Here is an 11849-nt window from a genome sequence, read left to right as displayed (position 1 = left end):
CACGTCATAAGAAAATTATTTTTTCTTACTGTCTAATTGAGGAATAGCAGAACCTTGACCGATTGAAAGTAAACCAGCATCTGTATAGATACCAAGTTTTGCACGTGTATCGGTAATATCGAGATTACGCATAGTCAACTGACCAATACGGTCCATTGGCGTAAACATTGAATCGCCTTTTTCCATTGTTAAACGTTCAGCTTCGTACGTTAAGTTTGGAGATTCAGTGTTCATGATGGTGTAGTCATTACCACGACGAAGTTCAAGAGTCACTTCACCAGTAATCGCTTTAGCAACCCAACGTTGTGCAGTTTCACGCAACATAAGTGCTTGAGAGTCGAACCAACGACCTTGGTAAAGTAAACGACCTAAACGTAAACCATTAATACGGTACTGTTCGATCGTATCTTCGTTATGAATACCTGTAACCAAACGCTCATAAGCAATATGAAGAAGGGCCATACCTGGTGCTTCATAAATACCACGAGATTTTGCTTCGATAATACGGTTTTCGATTTGGTCAGACATACCTAAACCATGGCGACCACCAATACGGTTTGCTTCAAGAATAAGTTCAACCGGATTGTTAAAAGTTTGACCGTTTAACGCAACAGGTACACCTTCTTCAAAACGTACAGTGACTTCTTCTGGTTTGATTTCAACTTCTTCTTTCCAGAAAGCAACGCCCATAATTGGGTCAACGATTTTGATACCAGCATTTAGGTATTCAAGATCTTTTGCTTCGTGAGTCGCGCCCAACATGTTTGAGTCAGTTGAGTACGCTTTTTCTTTTGACATTTTGTAGTCAAAACCGTTATCGATGAGGAACTGTGACATTTCTGCACGGCCACCAAGCTCATCAATAAAGTTTTGATCTAACCAAGGCTTATAAATTTTAAGATTTGGATTAGTCAACAAACCATAACGATAGAAACGTTCAATATCGTTACCTTTATAAGTTGAACCGTCACCCCAGATGTTTACGTCATCTTCTTTCATTGCAGTAACGAGCATAGTACCTGTTACTGCGCGACCGAGTGGAGTCGTATTGAAATAAGGAACGCCACCTGTACTGATATGGAATGCACCACACTGAATTGCAGCAATACCTTCAAGCGCCAATTGTAAGCGGCAGTCAATTAAGCGAGCTTTTACAGCGCCATATTGTTCTGCTTTCTTTGGAATTGCATCGTAGTCATCTTCATCTGGCTGGCCTAAGTTTGCAGTATATGCATAAGGCTCAGCGCCTTTTTGTTTCATCCACAATAAAGCAGCTGAAGTGTCTAGACCACCGGAGAAGGCAATCCCAACTTTTTTGCCTACTGGTACATGCTGCAAGATAGTTGCATTATCAGTCATTGCTAATCCTAACATTTATGAAAAAGACCCCGTTGAGGTGGTCTCGAGAATTCTGAATGGCGGCTATTGTAGCACTATTCATGGTGCTTTTTTGGCAAAAAAAGCATTAATTCACTTGTTATGATTGGTATTTATTATTTAACAAAATATGTGATTGTCATCTGTATAGGTAGATTGACCATAATCTCAAATAAAAAATAATTCTTGGTCATCCAAAATTATTAAAAAAGTATTAAAGTACTATGCAACAAGTTGCAAAAACTATTGGGACGCAGCATGACAAGTTACGCCAATTTATTAAAACCATTACATTTAGGCTTTACCACTATTAAAAATCGTGTGGTGATGGGTTCTATGCATACGGGACTTGAAGATCGTTTTTTTAATTACCCAAAACTCGCAGCTTATTTTGAAGAGCGTGCAAAAGGTGGGGTTGGCCTGATTGTGACAGGTGGTATTTCACCGAACCGTCAAGGCTGGTTGGCTCCAGCTGGCGGTACTATGAATAGCCTATTTGATATTCCTCAGCATCGCTTAGTAACCCACGCTGTCCATAAACATGGTTCAAAAATTTTAATGCAAATTTTGCATGCAGGACGTTATGGTTATCAGCCTTTTGTGGTGTCTTCAACAGCAATTAAATCGCCAATTTCACCATTTAAACCGCGTCAGCTTTCTGAAAAAAATATTCTCAGCACCATTGAAGACTATGCACAGTGCGCGGACATTGCCAAAAAAGCAGGCTACGACGGCGTCGAAATTATGGGGTCAGAAGGATATCTGATTAACCAGTTTTTAAGTCGCCATGTAAACCAGCGTACTGATCGTTGGGGCGGTGAAATTGAAAACCGTATGCGCTTTCCGGTTGAAATAGTCAAAGCAATTCGTGCAAAAGTGGGCGAAAAATTTATTATCTGTTTCCGTTTATCGCTACTCGACCTTGTGCATGACGGTAATACCATGCAAGAAGTGGTGACTGTTGCTAAAGCTTTAGAAAAAGCGGGTGTAACTTTATTAAATACGGGTATTGGTTGGCATGAAGCACGTGTACCAACTATTGTAACCTCTGTACCTCGTGCAGCGTTTGTCGATTACACAGCTCATGTAAAACAACATATTTCAATTCCAGTCATTGCATCTAACCGTATTAATATGCCTGAAACTGCCGAAGAGATTTTGGCAAAAGGCAAGGCAGACATGATTCAAATGGCTCGCCCTTTATTAGCCGATGCTTTTTGGGTAAATAAAACTGCGACTAATCGTGTTGATGAAATTAATACGTGTATTGCCTGTAACCAGGCGTGTTTAGATCATGCATTTAAAAATAAACGTGTGTCTTGTTTAGTCAACCCACGTGCAGGCCATGAAACAGAATTGGTCTATTTAAAAACTAAACAGCCTAAGCGTATTGCAGTTGTTGGTGGTGGTGTGGCAGGTATGTCTGCTGCAACTGTGGCGGCAAGCCGTGGTCATGCAGTGACTTTGTTTGAAGCCAATAAAGATGTAGGTGGTCAGTTTAACTTTGCCAAGGTTGTACCAGGTAAAGAGGAATTCCACGAGACGATTCGCTACTTTAAAGTACAGCTTCAAAAAACAGGTGTAGATGTACGCTTAAATACGCGTGTAAATCGTGAGCAACTTGAACGTGAAGGTTTTGATGAAGTTATTGTTGCGACTGGTGTAGTGCCACGTGCTTTAAAAATTGAAGGAAGTAATGCACCACAAGTTCTTTCCTATGCTCAAGTTTTGCAAGGTGCAGAAGTGGGACAAAAAGTTGCAGTGATTGGGGCAGGTGGTATTGGTTTTGATGTATCAGAGTTCTTACTTAAACCACCACATCAGCCACAGCCTCAACCTTTGGCTGAATGGCAACGTGAATGGGGTGTAGATCCAGATCCGAACTATATTTCTGAAGGTGGTATGCAACCACCAGTAGTTGAACCAGCAATCCGCGAGATTTATTTACTGCAACGTAAAACAACACCGCTCGGTATTGGTCTTGGTAAGACTTCGGGGTGGGTACATCGCGCTCAGCTTAAAAAACATGGTGTACGCATGTTGCGTGGTGTGCAATATAAAGCAGTTACCGATGAAGGACTGTGGATTGAGCATAATGGTCAAGATCAGCTTTTACGCGTAGACACTGTTGTGGTGTGTGCAGGTCAAGAATCGGTAAAAGACTTGATGCCAAAAGAAGACGAGTCGACTATAGCAAACTACTATATTATTGGTGGTGCAAAGCTTGCAGCAGAGCTAGATGCGAAGCGTGCGATCAAAGAAGGAGCAGAATTAGCTGCTCAACTGTAAAATTGATGAAACAATATGCACTTGAACACAAAGCGATGATATTTTTCTTGAATAAAATGAATAAGCTTTGTATTCTTACGCACATGGAAGCGTGGCAGAGCGGTTTAATGCACCGGTCTTGAAAACCGACGAGGGTGTGAGTCCTCCGTGAGTTCGAATCTCACCGCTTCCGCCAAATTCAAATTTCTGACACTGTTTAACGCTGTATAAGTCTATGATTTATAAGGTTAAAGTTGGAAATAAGTAATACTACAAGCCATGACACAGTACGTCAATTGGCAGTTATAAAGTAGTAAAAAATGCAGTAAGATTCGCTCTTACTGCATTTTTTTATGTCTGGATTATGACGACCCGTGGAATAAACAAGCTTAGTGCTTTGCAAGTTAAAAAAGCTAAATCTGATCCTAATAAGATGTATAAGTTGTCAGATGGGGGAAACCTGTATTTGCGTATTGACCAGAGTGGTAGCAAATACTGGATATTCAATTATACGCGCCCATTTTTGGGCAAACGTAACGATTTATCTTTGGGTACTTACCCAGAAGTTTCGCTAGAAGATGCTCGTACCATTCGAGATCAATATAAGAAGCTCATTAAGCAGGGTATCGACCCAGCAATGGAGCGGATTGAAACCAAGTCACAAAAGCAGAAAGAAGCTGAAAATACCTTCCGTGTTATTGCTGAGCTATGGTTGCATAAACGTGAACTTGAACGAAAGCAGGATGAAGAAACAATCCGTCGTTTGAATCACGATGTTTACCCTTATATTGGTGATCTAACCTTTCCTCAGCTTACTTTGGAAATACTTGAGACTAAGGTCTTCAAACGTATTGTTGAACGTGGTGCTTTGTCTGTTGCTAAGCGTCTTAAATCTGATCTCAATCAAATATTTAAATCAGCCCGTAAGAAAAAACTGATTCAATACAATCCTATTGAAGATATTGAGCTGCCAAAACCACAGGCAGGGAATTTTCCAGCAGTAACAGAAGAGCAAGACTTAGCTCCTATGCTGAATAAAATCTGGAACTACTCCAAACTCTATCCTCGTTGTTTGCTGACAACACAGGTTGCGTTAAAAATTTCTGTATTGACCTTTCAGCGACCGGGTGAGATACGAATGCTGAAAAAGGAATTTTACTATCGTGAGGAGCGTTGTTTTAAATTTACTGCCAGCAAAACTAAACAGCTTCATATTGTGCCCTTATCAGATCAAGCCTTTGATCTGATAGAGTCAATCATTGATTTACGCCCTTACAGTGAATATATTTTTGTAGGGCGGGATGGAAAAACTGTCATTTCAGACAATACAATCAATTCGGCTTTAAAGCGTTTAGGTTATGGCGGTGAACAGACAGCACATGGTTTCAGGGCAACGGCACGTACTATGCTGGATGAGATTTTAGAGCAACGTGTAGATTTTATTGAGCACCAATTGGCCCACAAGGTAAAAGATAATAATGGTACAGCCTACAACAGAACCAAGTTCCTGAATAACCGTCGAGAAATGATGCAAGAGTGGGCTGATTATTTGGATTCTTTACTTGAACATAGTGACCAAAAGCTAGAAGATCGCTGATTTCTTGATTAAATTGCTTGGTCAAATATTACCGTGATGTCTAACGTGAAGCCAATTTGTAACAAATTGGTTCTTTGTATTTTAAATAAATGTTAGTTATTTTTGTAACAAGTTAAATTTAAAAGATTTTTGTTTTATATCTCATAAAGCACCCAGTATGTTAAATAGGCGGAAAATTCCATGGTTTTTGGAGTTCCTATAAGAGATTTTATCTTAAATAAAAAATATTTTTTAACTTAAGTAACTTATTTTAAAATAAATTATATTAATAATAGATAAGCTTAATCTTAACGAATTAAAGTATATGAGGAAATAATGTGGATAAAAAAAATTGGATTCTTCAAATTCAAGAGACTCGCAGAAGTTTCAATAATTCAACTTGGATTCCTCTTAGAGCATCACAGACCAACGAAAAAGGCTCAGTCAAAAATATAGGTTTTGAAAGTGAGTTTTTTGGATGCGGATCAGTTGCATTTCCACCAGAACATGTAGATAAAGCAAATAACTTAAGTTGGAGTGATATAGGTATTAGTTCAATTGGTAAACCATATGCATATAATGATGGTTATTATTCGCCAATTGATAAGTACGAACGTAATGATAGAGAACCTATAGGTGTCCATTTAATTTTCGAATACCCACAACCTGTTATTGGTGGGAGGAAGTGGATACTTAATCCAGATTTGATAGTTGCTCTTGGCTTAATTAAGGAAGGGCAAAGTTGGATAAGACCTGAGGAAAATTTTGTTGAAGTAGCTCGTGAAGTTTTTGATGAGAAAGGGAATCATGTACTAATAGAAATTAAAAGAGAATTCTTAATTGATTACTTGGCTGCAAGAAATTTAACACTTCGACTCTCATATTATCGTCAGAGAGTAGAAAATGTTGAATCATTGGCCAATAGTGCTTATGCAGTTTTAACAAATTTTAAAGAACAGCGAAACGATGGAAGATTTGAATTACTTATTCGCAATGTAAATGATATTTTTGGAGGTGGATGGGCATCTTTTAGAGTTTGGAGAACAGATGTTGATGAAGGTGAAGATGCACCAGTAATGGGGCCTGAAAATGATGACAATACAGAATATGAAACTTCAAAAGGTCATAAAGGTGGATATCAAGGTGTACGGGTAGAAGGAGAGTTTTGGAGGGATGAATGGATTCATCATCAAAGAAAAAGTATACGTGTTCGTAGAGATCAAAATGATACATTACCAAATTTCGTTGTGGAAACTGACGGGACAAGAATGAATGCTGCTTCATTAAACGATGAAGATATAGGTCGTTGGCTATGGTTTCGTTCTAGTGTTGTTAATGAATTGCTTAGTTATAGAGGATTTTTTCTTGAATGGTATACGGCAGAAACTGGGGCTATTCATTCGACTTCTGGATATAGAATACATTTTGGAGTGAACTCGTCAGATTTCATTACTGTATATGCTTATGATATAGCCCGTTTAGAAGCATGGGAGCAACATGTTTGGGTTGGCCATAACATAGCCCCAGATGGAAAGGTTTCTTCTGAATTGCTAATGTCACAGGTTAAGGCACAACCTGCTTCTACACACGCTGCTGAAACTATGTTATTTGAATGTACTAAGTTGTTAGAAGCGGGGTTTTATAATGAATATGGAATTAAGTTATTTTCACAAGATATAAGTGATACAAACTTTTTTAAGGATATCTCTCGTTTTTCGAGTAAGGATCAGACATCATTATTAAGATTAGCAAAGGAAGTTATCCGTTTTTTCTCTGAGCGTTTGAATAAGGAACAACTCCGTAAGCTTTCAACGCGTAAAGATAAAGAGAAGCTCGGTTCAAATAAACTTCTTGAAAGTATCTTAGCTGATAAAGTTGGAAACGATAAAGCTCATGAGATTTTTGGAGTGATTGCTGGAGTCTATGATATGCGAAATGGTGATGCACATCAGACGAGTTCTAAAATTGGAGATGCTTTGAAACTGGCTAGAATTGATGAAAATAGATCATATCTTAGACAAGGTGAACAACTTATTTCAAATTTTGGCCAGTCTATTTGGTGGATAGGTAAATTACTCTTTACGGAATCATAGAGTTCATCCTTAAAAAAAGGGGAGCTTAAGCTCCCCTTTTTTTAAGGATTATTTTTTAGTTCGCTCAGTATGGAGTCACGTAAAATTTTATTCATGCGTGTTTGGTAAGCCGAGTTATAGTAAAATGTGTGAAAAGATACGACACTACATGTCGCTATAATCTATTTATAGTATTGTCGTCTATTAGTAATATAATTAGTATTGGTTGAATAATATTTTTAATTTTAAAGAAGAATCCTATGACCAAAAAGACTTACACTTTGAAAAAGAATCCTAATACAGATCAGTTTCACCTTTTTGAAGGTAAATTGAATCCTCCTAATTCAGAGAGTAAATGTACATCTGAAAGTTTTTCAATTTGTGAAAAGATGAAATGGATTTCTGGATCTAAGGATATCACTTGTGAAGTGGATGAATCCATTGTCCGTGTTAAATGTGCTCAATTAGGCCGCTCTGTATGTGGTATATGTGTTAGTCATTTATATGCTGATCCAGAGTAAATATGGTGCTGTCGCATTAAGAAATTAGGTTTTTCTAAAATTAACATAATACAGCTTATGAGAAATGATTTAATTAACTATTGAAAACCAGCCTGTCTATGACAGGCTGTTTTACTTTATGCTGCTTTAGGACTTTTCTCTTCAAGCCAAGAATTGATTTAGCATTAAGTTTAAGTATAGCTATTGCTGTAATGTTTATGTAGTAAATGATTTATGTAAAGAAGCCCCAACACTAGGTTAGGGCTTCTCTTTTATTCGTAGTGATAACGACAAGAAATGACAGTTGTCGCCACATCAGTTACTTCATAGACTAATCTATTTTTTTCATCTATTCGTCTGCTCCACAAACCTGCTAAATCGCCGAGTAATGGTTCAGGCTTGCCAATACCATCAAAGGGGGTACGAAGACACTCTTTGATTAATGTATTGATGCGCTTAAGAGTCTTTTTGTCTTGGTTTTGCCAATACACGTAATCCTCCCAAGCTGTTGGAGTAAAACTAGTCTTCCGTTTCATCTAAAAGTTCTCTTTCGATTGCTTTAGATGCCCGTAATTCTGCAATTGATTTTGCTAGGTGTGCTGCATTACTTGGAGAAGACATGAGGTGCAATGTTTCCATTATACTGTTGTAATAGTCTTGTCCCATTACAACCGCATGTTGACCTTCTTTTCTCGTAATTACTGCAACATCTGAATCATCAATGACACGATCTAAAACCGTTTTCAGATTATTGCGAGCATCGGTATAAGTGAAAATTTGCATAGTCTTAATTTTCCTATTACTCAAGCATTACAAGTCATTAATTACAATCTTTACGATATTCGCCAGTATATATTTGACATTTCATTTAGCACTATTTTGGTCACTTCTTTAGATACATTGATCATTACATTTGGACACTATGGATGGCTGTATTTTCGTCATTCACTTTTGGCATAAATTTAGATACTTAGATAGACACTATTTAGCTTATTACTCTTACAATTGCGACTAAGCATAGTAACTGTAAAACTTTTGCTTTAAAGTGTCAATATTCTGTACAGACAATATTTTGTACATAATGTATGGGTGAAAAGTAAAACAGCCCATCATAGACAGGCTGTTTGCGTTATACAGCTTTAGGATTCTTTGCTTCAAGCCAAGCTTTGATTTGGCTTTCAGTCCAAGTGGGCATACTTGCTGTTAAATAGATGGGTTTGGGAAAGTCACCACGGCGAATCATTTTCCAAAAAGTTGACTCTGCAATATTCAGCAATCCTTTACTTGCTGGTTTATGAGAAAGACGACGTCTACGGCCACTACGATCTACATAATCTTTCGCTGCACGTTCGGGATAATTCACCAGATCCTTTACTCGATAGCGCGCTTCTAACATTTTACTTTTCCTATAGTTTCTTAATTTAATGACTGAATTGCTTTTTGGGTTCTGTTCTGAAAAATAGTGTGTTGCTTACGGTAGATATCATCGATCACTTCAGCAAGCTCTCGTATATCCACAAAGAGCGTTCCTTTTTGGCTGTCATCCATTCTGAAGCATGAAAAGGGGAATCTATTCTGACGTACTCTTTCCAGCATTCTTTCTTTGCATAGGTGCGGATAATATTCCTTTACAACATCTTCGAGCTTTACGTGTAGTGAACGAAACTTCAAAAATAGATAATCGAAGGTTGATAGATCTGAAACCATGTCTTTTCCTTTCATGTCCTGCTGTACTAGAGCATTTCAAGTTGCATTAGAGTGTGTGATCACGGTTGCTATTATTCACATTAAGATTGGCTCTATTAAGGATTCAACAGCCGTAAAAATAATTTTTTATAAGTCAGTTAGATGTAAAATTTAAACTGGGGTTATGAACTATGGTTTAAGAGGTTATTACAGGGTGGTATGAAAGTATTCGATAAACATTTAATTGAAGAGTTAGAAACAGAGTTGCTGAACCAATACCTTAATATTAGCTGGCTAGAAGACTATCTGGGTGAAGGGTCCCCAACGTTAAAGCTTGATATGTTTTGTAGTGAACTTGATTCAAAGAAAGGTTCCATGTCATTAACAGTTAAAGATTTATTGAAGGCTCTAACTGATATCAATGTTGACATTACACGAACGGGCAGCCTTGATTCACACTTGCATCCCCAGTCTAGTTTTACTGTGGAAGAGCGTAATCGTATATATCAGGAAATGGTCGAGAATTGCCAGAAAACACGGTATGAGGCTTTTAGGCAACAGTATGGCTATTCAATAAGTGACTTGGTTAACCTTCTGGATCAACTCGAAGTTTTGAGAAGTAATTTGGAAAAATTAAATGAAAAAGAACAACATAAGGCTTATAAGGAAATACTTCATGGATACATTGGCTTAGACCCGCTTAATTATGGATTTCAGAATCCATCTTTGAAAATCAGAATAGCTAAAGGTAGAAGCACTCAAGGCGAATATCAGAAAATTGTAAGGGCTAAAAAGAAAATATTCTTTGACCTGTTAATTGAACAAGTACAGCAGTCTGGCAAGAAATATCAGAGTGTATATAAGGCCGTGGATGAAATCATAGATGAAGTTACGTGTAAGTTCCAAACCTACGATGAGGAATGGATCAAGTCAAAGCTGGAAGTTAGTAGGGAACAAGTAAAAGTGCTACATGAAGAAATACTGAGTAAAACATTAACAGCTTCAAAGAAAGATAAATTGCAAAAAGAAATAGCAAAGCTCTCAGCTTTCATGAAACTGCTTGAGCATGCTTTAACTGATAGTTACCCTTTTAAATTGCGCAAAGGTATTCTTCCCTTCAATACTGATTCTCTGGATGAATTATTAATGAAGGCTTTAAGGCTTGAAAGAAATATAAAAGAGCAATGTATTGAATAGTTTCTATAGGCTTTAAAGAGCGCTCTCGGCAAATAGCTAACCAATACTCGACTTAATTTAAGATTCATGGATGGGAGTTCCCATCCATGATCTCTATACACTGAGATAATTAGCAGGTAAGTGTATAAAGATGATTACCTTTGTCCATACACTCATTGGTGTAGCGTTCATTGATAAGGTTTTCGATCATCTTTTCTTCGGTCACATTGTGCTTCTCTGCCAATATATTTAAGCAATGAAGGGCTTTATCAGTTAGATAGTAATGATGCTTACGCCCTTTGTTTTTCTTGCGGTAGTTTTTTTGGTACGCAGCATTCGATAACTTATCTTTTAGCGCTCTATATATGTTGCTATCTATAGCTAATAAATTGTCAAAGATTGCATTAACGACAATACTACACTCTTTGTCATTTAGGGGATTGTAGCTTGTACTATTGAGTACCTTAGCATTTTCTCTATCTTGATCCATATAAGTTTTAGCCCATAGGTAGAACTCATCACTGTCAAAGCTTTTAAAGTGTAACGGTTTCTTGCTTATGATTTTACTAAAACTAGCTTCCAGATCATCAAGGGTGCGGTTAGATTCGTAATAGTTGGGTAGCATGAATATCGTATAGAGGAACCTAAAATATTCATTATGTATATCACGGAAAGTATTATATCGACCCTCCTTGTAATTAATTTGGTTGAGTACAAAATATAATAGACGCTTGTTGCTCTTGTATTTGGATAAGTCTCTTCCTCGTATTTTTAAAGTGCTTTTAAAGTCTTTTAAAGTATCGATGAAGTGGTTAATAAATTCTTCCCTAATTTCCTCATAACTGTTTATAACCTTGCTTCTAATCTCATCCATATTAGTCATGGTGTTTAAGGCTTTAATATCTAATCGGACTAAAGCCGAGTCCATATCATCAATGTCTCTTTCAATATCATGTTCCTCATAATCTTTATTCATGACATGCAAAACCCAAATCATATCCTCATCAGAAAGTTGTTTGAGATACAGTTTTAATTCTTTATGTGCAGAGCTTTGATACATAATTGACACCTTCTTACAGTAAGCTTTCCGTTTAGTTTAGCCAAATGTAGGAAGGGTTTTGGGGCGGTTTCTAGTATGATTTAAGACGATTTCGCATGTTTTTTTTATAAGCTTCTAATAATGTATATAAGGTG

At 37.3% G+C, this 11849-nt stretch carries 11 protein-coding genes and 1 tRNA gene; 6 read left to right on the top strand and 6 right to left on the bottom strand.

The genetic code is table 11. From position 1 onward, the window contains the following. Window positions 1-15: 15 nt before the first annotated feature. Window positions 16-1374, bottom strand: a complete 1359-nt coding sequence (gene argG / locus ABFY81_RS05845; RefSeq protein ID WP_086496291.1) for an argininosuccinate synthase — start codon at window positions 1372-1374, stop codon at window positions 16-18. A gap of 261 nt (window positions 1375-1635) precedes the next feature. On the opposite strand from argG, the gene ABFY81_RS05840 reads away from it, so the two are divergent. The 5 genes from ABFY81_RS05840 to ABFY81_RS05820 all read left to right on the top strand — a co-directional run bounded on the left by ABFY81_RS05840 (window position 1636) and on the right by ABFY81_RS05820 (window position 7814). After that, entirely contained in the window at window positions 1636-3666 is a 2031-nt protein-coding gene (locus ABFY81_RS05840; RefSeq protein WP_347913304.1) for an NADPH-dependent 2,4-dienoyl-CoA reductase, read from the top strand. Between the two features lie 85 nt (window positions 3667-3751). Further along, a tRNA-Ser gene (locus tag ABFY81_RS05835) sits at window positions 3752-3841 on the top strand. A gap of 168 nt (window positions 3842-4009) precedes the next feature. Further along, window positions 4010-5242: an integrase arm-type DNA-binding domain-containing protein gene (locus ABFY81_RS05830; protein WP_199999953.1), complete on the top strand. Its 1233-nt coding sequence runs from the start codon at window positions 4010-4012 to the stop codon at window positions 5240-5242. 317 nt (window positions 5243-5559) lie between these two features. Then, window positions 5560-7314, top strand: coding sequence for a hypothetical protein (locus tag ABFY81_RS05825; RefSeq protein ID WP_199999954.1), 1755 nt, complete (start codon window positions 5560-5562; stop codon window positions 7312-7314). A 239-nt stretch (window positions 7315-7553) separates the two neighbouring features. After that, entirely contained in the window at window positions 7554-7814 is a 261-nt protein-coding gene (locus ABFY81_RS05820) for a hypothetical protein (RefSeq protein WP_032008265.1), read from the top strand. A gap of 251 nt (window positions 7815-8065) precedes the next feature. Here the strand turns inward: ABFY81_RS05820 and ABFY81_RS05815 are convergent, their stop codons facing one another. From ABFY81_RS05815 to ABFY81_RS05800, 4 genes are all read right to left on the bottom strand, one after another. Beyond that, window positions 8066-8329 carry a Txe/YoeB family addiction module toxin gene (locus ABFY81_RS05815; protein WP_199999955.1) on the bottom strand — a complete coding sequence of 88 codons (264 nt, stop codon included), beginning with the start codon at window positions 8327-8329 and terminating at the stop codon, window positions 8066-8068. Next, a complete protein-coding gene (locus ABFY81_RS05810) occupies window positions 8313-8576 on the bottom strand; it encodes a type II toxin-antitoxin system prevent-host-death family antitoxin (RefSeq protein ID WP_001165438.1) in 264 nt (87 codons plus the stop codon). The genes ABFY81_RS05815 and ABFY81_RS05810 overlap by 17 nt, the downstream gene beginning before the upstream one ends. A 346-nt stretch (window positions 8577-8922) precedes the next feature. Beyond that, on the bottom strand, window positions 8923-9189 hold the full coding sequence (locus ABFY81_RS05805) for an AlpA family phage regulatory protein (protein ID WP_111936990.1): 267 nt from the start codon (window positions 9187-9189) through the stop codon (window positions 8923-8925). A 20-nt stretch (window positions 9190-9209) separates the two neighbouring features. After that, on the bottom strand, window positions 9210-9500 hold the full coding sequence (locus tag ABFY81_RS05800) for a pyocin activator PrtN family protein (RefSeq protein WP_200000004.1): 291 nt from the start codon (window positions 9498-9500) through the stop codon (window positions 9210-9212). Between the two features lie 198 nt (window positions 9501-9698). Here ABFY81_RS05800 and ABFY81_RS05795 point away from each other — a divergent pair, with 198 nt between their 5' ends. Beyond that, window positions 9699-10676 (top strand): hypothetical protein, encoded by a 978-nt coding sequence (locus ABFY81_RS05795; protein ID WP_199999956.1) that lies wholly within the window; start codon window positions 9699-9701, stop codon window positions 10674-10676. A gap of 109 nt (window positions 10677-10785) precedes the next feature. On the opposite strand, the gene ABFY81_RS05790 is transcribed toward ABFY81_RS05795, so the two are convergent. Then, window positions 10786-11715: a hypothetical protein gene (locus ABFY81_RS05790; protein WP_199999957.1), complete on the bottom strand. Its 930-nt coding sequence runs from the start codon at window positions 11713-11715 to the stop codon at window positions 10786-10788. Between the last annotated feature and the right edge of the window lie 134 nt (window positions 11716-11849).

It is taken from the genome of Acinetobacter sp. WA-87 (genome assembly GCF_039938935.1).
Taxonomy (GTDB): Bacteria; Pseudomonadota; Gammaproteobacteria; order Pseudomonadales; family Moraxellaceae; genus Acinetobacter; species Acinetobacter seifertii.
The sequence above is the reverse complement of the archived record's forward strand: the minus strand, read 5'-3'. Positions and strand labels throughout refer to the sequence as shown.

Bases quoted from the DNA above. Each gene is read 5' to 3' on its own strand.
- argG (WP_086496291.1), bottom strand. From the start codon at position 1,374: ATGTTAGGATTAGCAATGACTGATAATGCAACTATCTTGCAGCATGTA.
- ABFY81_RS05840 (WP_347913304.1), top strand. From the start codon at position 1,636: ATGACAAGTTACGCCAATTTATTAAAACCATTACATTTAGGCTTTACC.
- ABFY81_RS05830 (WP_199999953.1), top strand. From the start codon at position 4,010: ATGACGACCCGTGGAATAAACAAGCTTAGTGCTTTGCAAGTTAAAAAA.
- ABFY81_RS05820 (WP_032008265.1), top strand. From the start codon at position 7,554: ATGACCAAAAAGACTTACACTTTGAAAAAGAATCCTAATACAGATCAG.
- ABFY81_RS05815 (WP_199999955.1), bottom strand. From the start codon at position 8,329: ATGAAACGGAAGACTAGTTTTACTCCAACAGCTTGGGAGGATTACGTG.
- ABFY81_RS05810 (WP_001165438.1), bottom strand. From the start codon at position 8,576: ATGCAAATTTTCACTTATACCGATGCTCGCAATAATCTGAAAACGGTT.
- ABFY81_RS05805 (WP_111936990.1), bottom strand. From the start codon at position 9,189: ATGTTAGAAGCGCGCTATCGAGTAAAGGATCTGGTGAATTATCCCGAA.
- ABFY81_RS05800 (WP_200000004.1), bottom strand. From the start codon at position 9,500: ATGGTTTCAGATCTATCAACCTTCGATTATCTATTTTTGAAGTTTCGT.
- ABFY81_RS05795 (WP_199999956.1), top strand. From the start codon at position 9,699: ATGAAAGTATTCGATAAACATTTAATTGAAGAGTTAGAAACAGAGTTG.
- ABFY81_RS05790 (WP_199999957.1), bottom strand. From the start codon at position 11,715: ATGTATCAAAGCTCTGCACATAAAGAATTAAAACTGTATCTCAAACAA.